Source organism: Sulfitobacter delicatus (genome assembly GCF_900102535.1).
Classification (GTDB): domain Bacteria; phylum Pseudomonadota; class Alphaproteobacteria; order Rhodobacterales; family Rhodobacteraceae; genus Sulfitobacter; species Sulfitobacter delicatus.
On record NZ_FNBP01000003.1, the window covers coordinates 347,772 to 360,772 of the forward strand.

The window sequence follows — 13,001 nt, forward strand, 5'->3', positions numbered from 1 at the left end:
TGATCTATCGCCCCGCGCCCTTGCAAGCGCCAATTTTGCTCATCCGCCCCGCAGGCCGGTTTCCACCAACATGCCGCGCCGCTTGGCCTCATAGTAATAGCCGCGGGCATACCATTTAATAGCGGTGCCGTGGTCGCCATTTGACAGCAACCAAGCGCCACGCAGGTATTTTAGGGCGTATTGCAGGTTGGTGTCGGCATCGAGCAGGTCGGTGGGTTTGCCCTGAAACCCCATTGAGCGGGCAGTGGCGGGGAGGATTTGCAGCAGCCCGTAGTAGGGGCCGTTGCGGGCTTTGGGATTATGGGTGCTTTCGCGGATTGCCAAGCGGTGCACAAGCGGGCGTGGCAGTTCGTAGTGATCGGCCCAGTAGTTGATCTTGCGCCGCAGTTCCAAGGTTTCATTGGGATGCAGTGGCAGGGCAGGCGCTTGGGCCGTATGGGCCTGAGCGGGTTGCGCGATTGGAACAGTATTGCAGGCAGCCAAGGTCGTGGCAGCGATACAGATGAGCGCGAGGCGGCGCGGGAACTGAAACATGGAACACCCAAGGATAATTGAACGTCCGCAAAGTCCCTCAGACCGGCGCCCCAAGCAAGCATCGTGGTTTACATGCGCGACGGTTCGCCATCGGCAAGGGTCACATAGGCGGCACGAGGCCGATGCTAGACGTCGGCGACAATCTCGCCGCGCATTTCGCCCGTCATACGTGTCTGATCGTCGCGTTTGACCGAGCGGCGGACCTCGTCGATCTTGAGCTCGGCCGCATCGCGGGTGGCTTTGTCCGGCCATTCGGTGATCGCGGCACTGGTCCGCTCGCTGGTGCGCACCACGGTGATGCGGCTGGCACCAAAGCCCTTTAGCGCGGGCAGGCGCTTTTCCTCGATCGCGCGCAGGGCCACGTCATAATCTGCCCCGTCGGCAATTTCCCAAGTGGTAATGGTGATGTAGCGCATGTGTCGTCCTCCATGCTGAATGAGGACAGCTTAGCACAAAATGGGCTGATATTGCAGGGTTTTCCGGGGCGGTGCGGGGTGCCCGCATTTGCCAACGAAAAACGCCGCACGGTTTCCCGCGCGGCGCTTAATCTGGTTCCGAAAGACGGCTTAGCTGTTGCTGTCGTCTTTGGCGTCGTCCTCAGGGGTCTGAACCACTTCGGCGAGGTCATCGTCGTCGCCAGCGGCAGAGCCGATGTCGTCGAAGAGTTCGGAGATTTCGAACTCAGCAGCGGCTTCTTCTTCGGCGGCCAGTTCCTGGATCGATTTGCCGGATGCCTGGAGCTCGGCCTCTTCGGGCGAACGTGCGACGTTCAGCTCGATGACGGCGTTCACTTCGGGGTGCAGAACGACCTGCACTTCGTGCACGCCCAGTTCTTTGATCGGGTTCATCAGAACAACCTGCTTACGGTCGACCGAGAAACCTTCTTCGGTGGCAGCTTCAGCGGCGTCACGGGTGGTGACGGAGCCGTAAAGCGCACCAGCGTCGGAAGCGGAGCGAATCACGACGAACTGCTGACCGTTCAGCTTCTCGGCGAGTTTTTCGGCTTCTTTCTTGGTCTCGAGGTTTTGCGCCTCAAGCTGAGCTTTCTGACCTTCAAAGGCTTCGACGTTAGCCTTGGAGGCCGACAGCGCCTTGCCCTGCGGCAGCAGGTAGTTGCGAGCGTAGCCCGACTTTACGTCGACGACTTCGCCCATCTGGCCCAGTTTGGCCACACGTTCCAGAAGGATAACTTGCATGTGCTCTCTCCTTACTTAACGGCGTAGGGCAGCAGGGCGAGGAAACGAGCGCGTTTGATGGCACGGGCCAGCTCACGTTGTTTCTTGGCCGATACGGCGGTGATACGGGAAGGAACGATCTTGCCACGCTCAGAGATGTAGCGTTGCAGCAGACGTGTGTCCTTGTAGTCAATCGCAGGTGCGTTGTCGCCCGAGAAAGGGCACACTTTACGACGACGGAAAAATGGTTTTGCAGCCATGATTTAAGTCCTTTTCTTCAAGCGTTGATCAACGGCGTTCGCGGCGGTCGGGCCGCTCGTCACGCTTTTGCATTTGCACGGACGGCAGTTCTTTGTGCTCGTCGACCTTGATGGTCAGAACACGCATTACGTCGTCATGCAGGCGCATCAGGCGTTCCATTTCCTGCACGGCGGTCGCGGGTGCGTCCGAACGCAGGAAGGCATAGTGGCCCTTGCGGTTTTTGTTGATCTTGTAGGCCATCGTTTTGACGCCCCAGTACTCGCTGTCGACGAGCTTGCCGTCGTTGTCCGCGAGGACGGTGCCAAAGTGTTCGATGAGGCCTTCTGCTTGCGTGTTGGACAGGTCCTGACGCGCAATCATAACATGCTCATATAGCGGCATGTGCACTCCTATATTTATATCAAGGCGCATTTCATAGGCGGGGCAAAATCCTTGCGACCCCACCACGAGAGTCTGCGCGGTTCATATGCTTTGCAAGGAAGCGCCCGTATACACGGTTTCAGCCCTGCGGCAACCCTTCATAGGCGCGTGCCGTGCGGGTGGTGGGGAATGGCTGTAGGCTTGTTCGGCGCACGGGAGCGCGCTACATCGGACAAAACCGCGCAAGAGAGGCCGTAACCATGAGCATTGCATTCGTTTTCCCGGGCCAGGGTGCCCAGACCATCGGCATGGGCCGCGATCTGGCTGACGCCTATCCTGAGGCTCGCGCCGTCTTTCAAGAGGTCGATGACGCTTTGGGCGAAAAGCTGTCGGAACTGATCTGGGAGGGCGACATAGAGACGCTGACCCTGACGCAGAACGCCCAACCAGCGCTGATGGCGACGTCTATGGCGGCGATGGCGGCGTTGAAGGCGGAAGGGATCACGGTGGATAAGGCCGCCTATGTCGCGGGCCATTCGCTTGGTGAATATTCGGCGCTCTGTGCCGCCGGGTCGCTGTCGCTGGCGGATACCGCGCGTTTGCTGCGGATACGCGGTAAGGCGATGCAGGCTGCGGTGCCAGTGGGCGAGGGTGCCATGGCGGCGATCCTTGGGCTGGGTATTGAAGAGACCGAAAAGCTGGCCGAAGCGGCGGCTGAGGGCGAGGTCTGTCAGGTCGCCAATGAGAACGACCCGAGCCAGAACGTGCTCTCGGGGCATAAGGCCGCTGTGGAGCGCGCCGTGGCGATGGCGAAAGACGCGGGCGCCAAGCGGGCGCTGCTTCTGCCGGTTTCGGCACCTTTTCACTGCCCGCTGATGGGGCCAGCCGCTGACGAGATGGCGCGGGCTTTGGGTGAGGTCACCTTTAACGACCCCACCGTGCCGCTGGTCGCCAATGTCACCGCCGAGGCGGTGAGCGATGCAGCGAAGATTCGCGATTTGTTGGTCGAGCAGGTCACAGGCCGGGTGCGCTGGCGCAGTTCTGTCGAATGGATGGCCGCGCAGGGCGTGAGTGAAGTCTGGGAGATTGGCGCGGGCAAGGCGCTTTCGGGCATGATCCGCCGGATCGACAAGACGCTGGCCAGCCGCAACATCGGCACGCCGGATGAGGTTGCCGCCGCGCGCGACGGCTGAACCTCGGGAGGGCAAGCATGACGATCCAAGAAACGCTGACGCTTTTGCCGGACTGGCTGATCTGGTGGTTCAACTGGCTGGTCTTTGCTGTGGCCGTGCTGCCATTGGCGCTGCTGATCTGGCCGCAGAGCCGTAAGGTTGGGGTGATCACCGTTCTGGCGAGCATTCTCACCGGCGCTGCGGTCTACGGGATGTTTCGCCAGATGGGGTACGTCAAACTGCTGGGCCTACCGCATCTGCTAATCTGGGGGCCGCTGGCGGTCTATCTGTTTCGCAAGCAGGCCAAGGATGCGATGCCGATTGCGGCGCGGTGGATCATTCGCGTGGTGCTGGTGACCTTGCTGATCTCACTGGCCTTCGACGTGGTGGATGTGGCGCGCTATGTTCTGGGCGAGCGGACGCCGTTGGGCGCATGATCCGCGCCTTTGCCGCTCTCGCAGTGCTGCTCTTCATCGCTGCCTGCGGGACGATTGAGAACGCAAGCGATGGCACACGGATGCAGGTGCAGGGGCCTTATCTGTTGATGTCTGGCACGATCACCAGCCGGACTCCGGCAGGTTTTGAGCGCAGGCTGCGGGAGAACCCGCGGATTGATACCGTGGTTTTGGGCCAAATCGACGGCTCGATCGACGCTGCGGCCACTCATCGCATGGGGCGCAGCATTCGCGCGATGGGGCTGGCGACCGAATTGAGGTCGGGCAGCGTTGTCGATTCTGGCGGGGTGGAGCTTTTCATTGCCGGGGCCAAGCGGCGCATGGCGCTGGGCGCGGTGCTGGGGGTGCATTCTTGGCGCAACGGATGGCGCGAGGGGAGCAGCTACCCGCCGCAATCCTTGGAACACGAGATGACCCGCCGCTATGTCGCCGAGATGCTAGGCAGTGACGCCTTTTACTGGTTTACCTTGCAGGCAGCGCCTTCGGACGAGATACACGAAATGACGGCGGCCGAAATTCGCCGCTATGGGCTGCTGACGCGGCCCTGACAGATAAGATAAAGGAAGACTTATGTTCGATCTCACAGGAAAGAATGCTCTCATCACCGGCGCTTCGGGCGGCATTGGTGCAGATATCGCCCGCAAGCTGCACGCCCAGGGCGCCACCGTGGGCCTGTCGGGCACGCGGACCGAACCGCTGGAGGCGCTGAAGGCCGAACTGGGCGAGCGCGCGCATGTGCTGCCCTGCAACCTGAGCGATATGGAAGCTGTCGACGCGCTGCCGAAAGAGGCCGCTGCGGCGATGGGCTCGGTCGATATTCTGGTCAACAACGCCGGGATCACCCGCGACAACCTGTTCATGCGGATGTCGGATGATGAGTGGAACTCGGTGCTGAACGTGAACCTCACCGCGACCTTCAAGCTGTGCAAAGGCGTGATGCGCGGGATGATGAAGGCGCGTTGGGGCCGGATCGTGAATATCTCCAGCGTGGTGGGGGCCACGGGCAACCCCGGTCAGGCGAATTACGCGGCCTCCAAAGCGGGTGTTGTGGGCATGTCCAAGTCGCTGGCTTATGAGGTGGCGAGCCGGGGGATCACGGTCAACGCCGTGGCGCCGGGGTTCATCACCACCGCCATGACAGACAAGCTGACCGACGAGCAAAAGTCTGGAATCATGGGGCAAATTCCCGCCGGTCGTATGGGCGACCCGGATGAGATCGCTGCCGCCGTGGTGTATCTTTCCAGCGCCGAGGCCGCTTATGTGACCGGAACCACCTTGCATGTGAACGGCGGTATGGCCATGTTGTGACCCTGCGTCGCAATAGCGTTTGCCAACCCTACGGCATGTGCTAAAGGGGGCGCAGAATCTGAACGATGGGAGCTTGATTGCCCCCACTGCCTTGTGCGAACAAGGAAAATAGCCGCCCCTTTTGGGGCATCCTCCAAACGTCGATCATCGGCGGGCGGAAACCAAAAGGGGCCTTGAATGGCCCGAAGACATGAGGACTTATTATGAGCGACGTCGCAGACCGCGTGAAAAAGATCGTTGTGGAACACCTGAGCGTGGAAGAGGACAAAGTGACTGAGAATGCGTCGTTCATCGACGATCTTGGCGCAGACAGCCTCGACACCGTGGAACTGGTGATGGCGTTCGAAGAAGAGTTCGGCATCGAGATCCCCGATGACGCCGCTGAGAACATCCAGACCGTTGGCGATGCGGTCAAGTTCATCAAAGAAGCCTCCTAAGGCCTCTGCCGGGCAACCGGCGAACGACAGATTTGAAGGCGGCGTTGTTCCTAGCGGAATGACGCCGTTTTCGTTTTTGGGGCAGGGTCGGGCTTGTCCATTTGGGCGCCAAGCGGCATGTCTGCGGTGAGCCAATCTCAAGCGTGAAAGCAATTCACCCCCATGTCCCGCACGATCCCGACCATCAACACAGCCCGACTGACTCTGCGTGCCATGCGGGCCGAGGATTTTCCGCGCTTTGCTGAAATTTGGGCACTGCCCGAGGTGGCGTCGCGTATCTTGGACGGGCCACGGAGCAAGGCGCAGTCTTGGGATGCGTTTCTGCGCAATGCGGGGCATTGGCAGATCACCGGTTTCGGGCAATGGGCGGTACAGTTGCACCGCCAGCGCGAGGTGTTGGGACAGACCGGGTTCTTCTTTGGTTCGCGGAATTTCGACGAAGAATTCGACACTTACCCCGAAGCCCGGCTCGTGCTCGCGCCCGAAGCGCAGGATCAGCGTTTGGGGTTTGAGGCCGCGCGGGCAGCGCATGAATGGTTCGACCGGGTGATCACCGGGCGCACCGTTTGCATGATCGCGCCGGGCAATATCGCGGCGCTGAAGATTGCTGGAGCGCTTGGCTATGAACTGCTGCGGGAAGCTGAGATTTCTGGCAGCCCTGTGCGCCTGCTGACGCGCCGCGGGCCGCCGGTCTGAGAGAGTGAAAAACACATCGGCGTTTTTGTGCCTTGCCTGCGATCAAGCCCACAGATGCTTGTGTCTACAGGCTTTTGCAGGGTATGAGGTTCGCCGAGAGATTATCGGCAAGGGGCACTAAGATGCGCAGAGTTGTAGTAACGGGTTTGGGGTTGGTCACTCCGCTCGCCGACGGTGTGGAAGAAAGCTGGAAACGGATTCTGGACGGTCAGTCCGGCGCAGGTCCGATCACCGGGTTCGACCCCAGTAAATTGGTGACGCAATATGCCTGCGAGGTGCCCCTCGGTGATGGCAGCGACGGCACCTTTGATGCCAATAAATACATGGAGCCGAAAGAGCAGCGGAAGGTCGATACCTTTATTCTGTTCGGCATGGCGGCCGCACAGCAGGCGGTGGAAGATTCTGGCTGGACCCCAACTGACGAAGAAGATTTGGAGCGCACCGGCGTTTTGATCGGCTCGGGTATCGGCGGGCTGAACTCCATCGCCAATACCGCCGTGATGATGGCCGAGAAAGGCCCGCGTCGCGTGAGCCCCTTCTTTGTGCCCGGCGCGCTGATCAACCTGATCTCGGGTCAGGTGTCGATCCGCTATGGATTTAAGGGGCCGAACCACTCGGTCGTAACGGCCTGTTCGACAGGCGCGCATGCCATTGGCGATGCGGCGCGGTTGATTAAGTATGGCGACGCCGATGTGATGGTCGCGGGCGGTGCCGAGGCGGCGATTTGCGAGATCGGGATTGCCGGGTTCAACGCCTGTAAAGCGCTCAGCACCAAACGTGGCGATGATCCGACAACGGCCAGCCGCCCCTACGACAAAGACCGCGATGGTTTTGTCATGGGCGAGGGTGCGGGCATTGTCGTGTTGGAAGAATATGAGCACGCCAAGGCGCGTGGGGCCAAGATCTATGCCGAAGTGCTGGGCTATGGCCTTTCGGGCGACGCGCATCACATCACAGCCCCTGCTGAAGATGGCGCGGGCGGCGAACGCTCGATGCGGGCGGCGCTCAAGAACGCGGGAATGGAGCCTGCGGATGTCGATTACATCAACGCGCATGGCACCTCGACCATGGCCGACACCATTGAGTTGGGCGCGGTAGAGCGCATGATGGGCGATGCGGCCAGCAAGGTGACCATGTCCTCGACCAAATCCGCCACGGGGCACCTTTTGGGTGCTGCGGGGGCGATTGAGGCGATCTTCTGCATGTTGGCGATCCGCGATCAGGTCGCACCGCCGACGATTAACCTTGATAACCCGGCGGTTGAGACACCGATTGATCTGGCGGCGAACAAGAAGGTTGAGCGCAAGATTGATGTGGCGCTGAGCAACTCGTTCGGGTTTGGCGGCACCAACGCATCGGTTCTGTTCGGGAAAGTCCGCTAAATGTGGCGTCATATTGCGTCCAACGCTGTCACGTTTCTGGTGGTCGGCCTGTTTCTGCTTGGGGGCGTCGTGCTCTGGGGCAAGTCGGAGTATGTCTCTGAGGGGCCGCTGGAGCAGGCAATCTGTGTGCAGGTTCAGCGCGGCTCGAACATGCGGCAGGTTAGTCAGGAGTTGGAGGCGCAGGGCGCTGTGACCTCGCCTGCGATCTTTCGCATGGGCGCGGATTATGAGGACAAGTCGAGCCGTTTGAAGGCCGGGAGTTTTCTTGTGCAGCCGGGCACCTCGATGCAGGGTATCGTGGATGTAGTGACACAGGGCGGGGCCAGCACTTGTGGGACCGAAGTGGTGTACCGCGTCGGTGTGAACCGTGTGTCGGTACAGGTGCGTGAGCTTGATCCGGTGACCAACCGCTTTGTCGAGCGCGCAGAGTTCACACCCGGTGCGGAAGAGGCGCCTGAGGCCTATGAGGAACTGTCCACGAAGGCCGATACTCGGTTCCGCGTGGCGCTGGCCGAAGGGGTTACCAGCTGGCAGGTCGTTGAAGCGCTGAAGCAGGTTGATCAGTTGACCGGCTCCGTGGATGAAATTCCCGCCGAAGGGAGCCTTGCGCCTGACAGCTATGAAGTGCGTCCGGGCGATGACCGTGATGCGTTGATCGCGCGGATGGAGGCGGCGCAGGAAGTGCTTTTGGCTGCGGCGTTTGAAGCGCGTGATCCCGATTTGCCGATCTCGACGCCGGAGGAACTGCTGATCCTCGCGTCGATCATCGAGAAGGAAACCGGGGTTGCGGCGGAGCGTGAGCAGGTGGCAAGCGTCTTTGTGAACCGCCTGAACCAAGGCATGCGTTTGCAGACGGACCCGACGGTGATTTACGGCGTAACCGAGGGCAAGGGCGTCTTGGGTCGGGGGCTGCGGCGCTCAGAACTGCGGGCGGAGACACCTTGGAACACCTATGTGATCGATGGTCTGCCACCGACCCCGATTGCCAATCCGGGCCGTGCAAGCCTGATGGCAGCGGCCCAGCCTGCGGAGACGGACTTTGTGTTCTTCGTGGCAGACGGGACGGGCGGACACGCCTTTGCCGAGACGCTGGATGAGCACAACGCCAACGTCGCGAAGTGGCGTAAGATCGAGGCAGAGCGCGGCGCGGAAGCTGCGGGAAATGCCTCTACCGGCGGCAATTAAAGACCCCTAGGCCCTGCCAGAAATGGTGGGGCCTTTTGCCATCTAAGGCAGGGCGGGCGGTGCTGTAAGGTCTTGTTAATACTGTTTTTCTTGACTTTGCGCACGGTCTAACGTAGAACTAGTGGCACGCTAGAAGATGTGGGCGAACGGCCTCGGGGTATCCCCGATGGTCGTTTTTTTGTGTCCCGTCGGTTGGAGTTTCCAATCGAGAGGTAGAGAGCAATGACAATAATTACCCCGGAGCAGAGCGTGCAAGACAGCGCAGACATCCTGCGCGGTCTCCAAGACGCACTCGGCGCGTTGCGTCGTGAAATCGAAGGCCTGACGGAACAGGCCCAGTCCGGGGGGGAAATCAAGGAAACTGCGGTGTCCGGCAGGACCTCGAAGATATCGAGCCTGCTGACGCATTGCCTGAAAGCGGAGAACACGCTGAATGACTGTCGAAACCGACAAGCTGGAATCGCGCGCGGGGGCTATGCCCTCGACCTGGACAAAGCGCGGTCTGACATCCGGTGCAAGCTGGATCGCCTGCGCCGATGCTCAGACCCAGGCGCAGTTTCTGAATGACCTGGATGAGGGAGAGCTTCTGGCTCTCCCTTTTTTGTTCGAGTTCTGGGCGCTGGACCATCAACTGCCGCCCGAGGGCGATTGGCGCACATGGGTGATCATGGGCGGGCGCGGTGCGGGTAAGACGCGGGCCGGGGCCGAATGGGTGCGCCGCAAGGTGGAGGGGAGCCGTCCGTTGGATGCGGGCGAATGCAGTCGCGTGGCGCTGGTGGGCGAGACCATCGAGCAGGTGCGCGAGGTAATGATCTTTGGCGACAGCGGGATTCTGGCCTGTAGCCCGCCGGATCGGCGCCCCGATTGGGAGGCGACGCGCAAGCGCTTGGTTTGGCCCAATGGCGCGATTGCCACGGTGCATACGGCGCATGATCCCGAAGGGCTGCGCGGGCCGCAGTTTGATGCGGCGTGGGTGGACGAATTGGCGAAATGGAAGCGCGGGCAGGAGGCGTGGGACCAGTTGCAGTTTGCGCTGCGCCTAGGGGAGCGGCCTCAGGTCTGTGTGACGACAACGCCGCGCAATGTGGATGTGCTGAAGGCGCTGCTGAAATCGCCCTCGACGGTGACGACCCATGCGCCGACGGAGGCCAATGCGGCGAACTTGGCGGGGTCGTTTCTGGAAGAGGTGCGGGCGCGGTATCGCGGGACACGACTGGGGCGGCAGGAGTTGGATGGGGTTTTGCTGGCGGATGCAGAAGGGGCGCTGTGGACCTCGGCGCTTCTGGAGGCGGGGCGGCTGCGCGAGGCGCCGGAACTGGATCGGATCGTGGTGGGCTTGGACCCGGCGACGACCAGCGGGGCGGGCTCGGATGAATGTGGGATCGTCGTGGTGGGGGCGCAGACCAAGGGGCCGCCGCAGGACTGGCGGGCGGTGGTCTTGGCTGATTGCACGGTGCAGGGGGCCACGCCCAACGGCTGGGCGCAGGCAGCGATTGCGGCGATGACGCGCTATGGGGCGGATCGGCTGGTGGCCGAGGTGAACCAAGGCGGGCAATTGGTGAGTGAGGTCTTGCGGCAGGTCGATCCGCTAGTCTCGCTCAAGACCGTGCATGCAGCGCGGGGCAAGGTGGCGCGGGCGGAGCCTGTGGCGGCGCTTTATGAACAGGGGCGGGTGAGCCATTTGCCGGAGCTGGATGCGCTTGAGGACCAGATGTGTCTGATGACGGCGCGCGGCTATGAGGGCAAGGGCAGCCCGGACCGTGTCGATGCGCTCGTCTGGGCGCTGCATGAGTTGATGATCGAGCCAGCGTCGCAGTGGCGCAGCCCGGGGGTGCGGAGCCTTTAACGGGGTGTTGCAGACAGCAGCGCACGGTGGGTTTCGCGGGTTTTAAGGTTTTATTGAGAAAGTCTGACAACGCCGGGCAGCATGGGGTGCAAGCCGCCGCTGCCGGGGCCGAGCAGAATGAGGAGCGACAGATGGTATTCGATTTTCTACGGCGCGGCGCGGCTGAGACGGTTGAGCAGAAAGCTTCGGCGACCGGGCCGGTTGTGGCCTATCAGACCTCGGGTCGCGTTGCCTGGAGCCCGCGGGACAGTGTGAGCCTGACGCGCTCGGGGTTTTGTGGCAATCCGGTTGGGTTTCGCTCGGTCAAGCTGATTGCCGAGGCGGCGGCGGCCTTGCCGCTGGTCGTGCAGGACGCGGCGCGGCGCTATGACGATCATCCGCTGATGTCGCTGATGCGCCGCCCGAATGCGGGTCAGGGCCGGGCCGAGTTGTTTGAGGCGCTTTACGGGCAGATGCTGCTGAGCGGCGACGGCTATGTCGAGGCCGTGGGCGGCGAGGGCGGTTTGCCGATTGAGCTGCATGTGCTGCGCTCGGACCGGATGAGCGTGGTGCCGGGGGCAGATGGTTGGCCGGTGGCCTATGAATATGCGGTGGGCGGGCGCAAGCATCGCTTTGACGCCAGCGGGCCGGTGACGCCGGTTTGTCATATCCGCAACTTTCACCCACAAGACGATCACTATGGGTTCAGCCCCCTGCAGGCGGCGGCGATGGCGATGGATGTGCATAACGCGGCGAGCCGCTGGTCGAAGGCGCTGCTTGATAACGCAGCGCGGCCTTCGGGGGCGATTGTGTATCGCGGGGCTGAGGGGCAGGGCAAGCTGAGCGAGGACCAGTATGACCGGCTGGTGAGCGAGATGGAGAGCCATCATCAGGGCGCGCGGAACGCAGGGCGGCCGATGCTGCTGGAAGGCGGGCTGGACTGGAAGCCGATGGGGTTCTCGCCCTCGGACATGGAGTTTCAGAAGACCAAGGAAAGTGCGGCGCGTGAGATTACGCTGGCCTTTGGGGTGCCGCCGATGCTGATCGGGGTTCAGGGGGATGCGACTTACGCGAACTATCAAGAGGCGCATCGGGCGTTTTACCGCCTGACGGTGCTGCCGCTGGCGACGCGGGTGACGGCGGCGCTGGCGGATTGGTTGAGCGGTTATCTGGGCGAGGCGGTGACGGTGAAGCCTGACCTTGATCAGGTGCCTGCGCTCTCGGCGGAGCGCGATGCGCAATGGGCGCGGGTGTCGGCGGCGGAATTTCTGACCGATGCGGAAAAGCGCAGCCTGTTGGGGCTGCCGGTGGTGGCGGATGATGCATGAGCCTCGGGAAATTGAACGGTTTGAATGTGCGCCGGGGCTGCGGTTGCAGGCGCATGAGAACATCAGCGCGGTGCACCGCGAGAACATGCAAATGCGGTTTGATCGGATCGAGCAGATGATGGAGCGGCTGGAGCGGCGGTTGTGGCTAACGGTTTACGGCGTGGTGGCGGTGATTTTGGCGCAGGCGGTCCAATCCTTTCTGGTGGTGGCGCCGTAGCGGGCTGAACAAGAGGAAATACGATGGGTTATCAGGTGATTGACCCCGGTGCTTGGCCGGGGAACGGGGAAGCTTTGTCTGCCGGGGCGGCGGGGCTGGAGCATAAGTTCGCCAAGTTTGGCTACGTGGCCGAGGTTGATGGCGGGGTCGAGATCAGCGGCTATGCCAGCCTCTTTGGCGCGGCGGATCAGGGTGGCGATGTGGTTGAGGCGGGGGCCTATGCGGCCTGTTTGACACGCGCCGAGGCGGCCGGGCGCAGCATCAAGATGCTTTGGCAGCATGACCCGGCCCAGCCCATCGGCGTTTGGGACGAGGTGCGCGAGGACAAGCGTGGGCTTTGGGTCAAGGGGCGCATTCTATCGAGCGTAGCGCGGGGCCGGGAGGCGGCGGCGCTGATTGAGGCGGGCGCGATTGACGGGCTGAGCATCGGTTACCGCACCGTGAAGGCGGGCAAGAACACCAAGGGTCAGCGGCTGCTCTCGGAATTGGAGCTATGGGAGGTGTCGCTGGTGACATTCCCGATGCTGCCCACCGCACGGGTCGCGGCCAAGGGCGAGTTCAGGGCTGTCGGAGAGGTCCTGCGCGAGATGGCGTCGGTCTTTGAAGAGGCGCGGGCCGAGATGACGCGCAGCGTGGACCGCGCCCAGTGATCTGCACAACTACAGA

The 13,001-nt window shown here is 62.1% G+C and carries 17 protein-coding genes; 12 read left to right on the forward strand and 5 right to left on the reverse strand.

All coding sequences use genetic code 11. The features are described 5' to 3' along the window. Positions 1-39 precede the first annotated feature (39 nt). From BLS57_RS08075 to rpsF, 5 genes are all read right to left on the reverse strand, one after another. The gene (locus BLS57_RS08075) at positions 40-534 is read right to left on the reverse strand and encodes a transglycosylase SLT domain-containing protein (protein WP_093741009.1); all 495 of its coding nucleotides are present in this window, start codon (positions 532-534) and stop codon (positions 40-42) included. Positions 535-659: 125 nt separating this feature from the next. Further along, positions 660-950 carry a hypothetical protein gene (locus tag BLS57_RS08080; RefSeq protein ID WP_093741011.1) on the reverse strand — a complete coding sequence of 97 codons (291 nt, stop codon included), beginning with the start codon at positions 948-950 and terminating at the stop codon, positions 660-662. Positions 951-1,100: 150 nt separating this feature from the next. Continuing rightward, positions 1,101-1,730, reverse strand: coding sequence for a 50S ribosomal protein L9 (gene rplI / locus BLS57_RS08085; RefSeq protein WP_093741013.1), 630 nt, complete (start codon positions 1,728-1,730; stop codon positions 1,101-1,103). Between the two features lie 11 nt (positions 1,731-1,741). Further along, positions 1,742-1,969, reverse strand: a complete 228-nt coding sequence (rpsR, locus tag BLS57_RS08090; protein WP_005852865.1) for a 30S ribosomal protein S18 — start codon at positions 1,967-1,969, stop codon at positions 1,742-1,744. A gap of 28 nt (positions 1,970-1,997) precedes the next feature. After that, on the reverse strand, positions 1,998-2,351 hold the full coding sequence (gene rpsF, locus BLS57_RS08095; RefSeq protein WP_007119975.1) for a 30S ribosomal protein S6: 354 nt from the start codon (positions 2,349-2,351) through the stop codon (positions 1,998-2,000). A gap of 239 nt (positions 2,352-2,590) precedes the next feature. On the opposite strand from rpsF, the gene fabD reads away from it, so the two are divergent. The 12 genes from fabD (at position 2,591) to BLS57_RS08160 (ending at position 12,985) form a co-directional block, all read left to right on the forward strand. After that, positions 2,591-3,523, forward strand: coding sequence for an ACP S-malonyltransferase (gene fabD / locus BLS57_RS08100; protein ID WP_093741015.1), 933 nt, complete (start codon positions 2,591-2,593; stop codon positions 3,521-3,523). Positions 3,524-3,540: 17 nt separating this feature from the next. Further along, on the forward strand, positions 3,541-3,939 hold the full coding sequence (locus BLS57_RS08105; protein ID WP_093741017.1) for a hypothetical protein: 399 nt from the start codon (positions 3,541-3,543) through the stop codon (positions 3,937-3,939). Then, complete coding sequence (locus BLS57_RS08110; RefSeq protein WP_093741019.1) at positions 3,936-4,505, forward strand: COG3904 family protein; 570 nt, start codon at positions 3,936-3,938, stop codon at positions 4,503-4,505. The genes BLS57_RS08105 and BLS57_RS08110 overlap by 4 nt, the downstream gene beginning before the upstream one ends. A 22-nt stretch (positions 4,506-4,527) precedes the next feature. Beyond that, positions 4,528-5,265 carry a 3-oxoacyl-[acyl-carrier-protein] reductase gene (gene fabG, locus BLS57_RS08115; protein WP_093741021.1) on the forward strand — a complete coding sequence of 246 codons (738 nt, stop codon included), beginning with the start codon at positions 4,528-4,530 and terminating at the stop codon, positions 5,263-5,265. Between the two features lie 203 nt (positions 5,266-5,468). Continuing rightward, positions 5,469-5,702 carry an acyl carrier protein gene (locus tag BLS57_RS08120; RefSeq protein ID WP_067261852.1) on the forward strand — a complete coding sequence of 78 codons (234 nt, stop codon included), beginning with the start codon at positions 5,469-5,471 and terminating at the stop codon, positions 5,700-5,702. Between the two features lie 162 nt (positions 5,703-5,864). Then, positions 5,865-6,398 carry a GNAT family N-acetyltransferase gene (locus BLS57_RS08125; RefSeq protein ID WP_093741023.1) on the forward strand — a complete coding sequence of 178 codons (534 nt, stop codon included), beginning with the start codon at positions 5,865-5,867 and terminating at the stop codon, positions 6,396-6,398. A gap of 122 nt (positions 6,399-6,520) precedes the next feature. Continuing rightward, positions 6,521-7,780: a beta-ketoacyl-ACP synthase II gene (gene fabF, locus BLS57_RS08130; RefSeq protein WP_093741025.1), complete on the forward strand. Its 1,260-nt coding sequence runs from the start codon at positions 6,521-6,523 to the stop codon at positions 7,778-7,780. After that, positions 7,781-8,965 carry an endolytic transglycosylase MltG gene (mltG, locus tag BLS57_RS08135; protein WP_093741027.1) on the forward strand — a complete coding sequence of 395 codons (1,185 nt, stop codon included), beginning with the start codon at positions 7,781-7,783 and terminating at the stop codon, positions 8,963-8,965. It begins immediately after the preceding gene. Between the two features lie 475 nt (positions 8,966-9,440). After that, positions 9,441-10,811 carry a DNA-packaging protein gene (locus BLS57_RS08145; RefSeq protein WP_483027161.1) on the forward strand — a complete coding sequence of 457 codons (1,371 nt, stop codon included), beginning with the start codon at positions 9,441-9,443 and terminating at the stop codon, positions 10,809-10,811. A 131-nt stretch (positions 10,812-10,942) separates the two neighbouring features. Beyond that, complete coding sequence (locus tag BLS57_RS08150; RefSeq protein ID WP_093741224.1) at positions 10,943-12,118, forward strand: phage portal protein; 1,176 nt, start codon at positions 10,943-10,945, stop codon at positions 12,116-12,118. Then, positions 12,108-12,335, forward strand: a complete 228-nt coding sequence (locus BLS57_RS08155; protein ID WP_208597536.1) for a GTA head formation protein, RCAP_rcc01685 family — start codon at positions 12,108-12,110, stop codon at positions 12,333-12,335. Before BLS57_RS08150 ends, BLS57_RS08155 begins: the two co-directional genes overlap by 11 nt. Positions 12,336-12,358: 23 nt before the next feature. Further along, on the forward strand, positions 12,359-12,985 hold the full coding sequence (locus BLS57_RS08160) for an HK97 family phage prohead protease (protein WP_093741031.1): 627 nt from the start codon (positions 12,359-12,361) through the stop codon (positions 12,983-12,985). Positions 12,986-13,001: the final 16 nt, after the last annotated feature.

Excerpts from the sequence above, each read along its gene's own strand:
- BLS57_RS08160 (WP_093741031.1), top strand. The coding sequence starts at position 12,359 with ATGGGTTATCAGGTGATTGACCCCGGTGCTTGGCCGGGGAACGGGGAA.
- BLS57_RS08080 (WP_093741011.1), bottom strand. The coding sequence starts at position 950 with ATGCGCTACATCACCATTACCACTTGGGAAATTGCCGACGGGGCAGAT.
- BLS57_RS08120 (WP_067261852.1), top strand. The coding sequence starts at position 5,469 with ATGAGCGACGTCGCAGACCGCGTGAAAAAGATCGTTGTGGAACACCTG.
- BLS57_RS08075 (WP_093741009.1), bottom strand. The coding sequence starts at position 534 with ATGTTTCAGTTCCCGCGCCGCCTCGCGCTCATCTGTATCGCTGCCACG.
- rplI (WP_093741013.1), bottom strand. The coding sequence starts at position 1,730 with ATGCAAGTTATCCTTCTGGAACGTGTGGCCAAACTGGGCCAGATGGGC.
- BLS57_RS08155 (WP_208597536.1), top strand. The coding sequence starts at position 12,108 with ATGATGCATGAGCCTCGGGAAATTGAACGGTTTGAATGTGCGCCGGGG.
- fabG (WP_093741021.1), top strand. The coding sequence starts at position 4,528 with ATGTTCGATCTCACAGGAAAGAATGCTCTCATCACCGGCGCTTCGGGC.
- BLS57_RS08110 (WP_093741019.1), top strand. The coding sequence starts at position 3,936 with ATGATCCGCGCCTTTGCCGCTCTCGCAGTGCTGCTCTTCATCGCTGCC.
- fabD (WP_093741015.1), top strand. The coding sequence starts at position 2,591 with ATGAGCATTGCATTCGTTTTCCCGGGCCAGGGTGCCCAGACCATCGGC.
- BLS57_RS08145 (WP_483027161.1), top strand. The coding sequence starts at position 9,441 with ATGCCCTCGACCTGGACAAAGCGCGGTCTGACATCCGGTGCAAGCTGG.
- rpsF (WP_007119975.1), bottom strand. The coding sequence starts at position 2,351 with ATGCCGCTATATGAGCATGTTATGATTGCGCGTCAGGACCTGTCCAAC.
- rpsR (WP_005852865.1), bottom strand. The coding sequence starts at position 1,969 with ATGGCTGCAAAACCATTTTTCCGTCGTCGTAAAGTGTGCCCTTTCTCG.
- mltG (WP_093741027.1), top strand. The coding sequence starts at position 7,781 with ATGTGGCGTCATATTGCGTCCAACGCTGTCACGTTTCTGGTGGTCGGC.
- BLS57_RS08150 (WP_093741224.1), top strand. The coding sequence starts at position 10,943 with ATGGTATTCGATTTTCTACGGCGCGGCGCGGCTGAGACGGTTGAGCAG.
- fabF (WP_093741025.1), top strand. The coding sequence starts at position 6,521 with ATGCGCAGAGTTGTAGTAACGGGTTTGGGGTTGGTCACTCCGCTCGCC.
- BLS57_RS08125 (WP_093741023.1), top strand. The coding sequence starts at position 5,865 with ATGTCCCGCACGATCCCGACCATCAACACAGCCCGACTGACTCTGCGT.
- BLS57_RS08105 (WP_093741017.1), top strand. The coding sequence starts at position 3,541 with ATGACGATCCAAGAAACGCTGACGCTTTTGCCGGACTGGCTGATCTGG.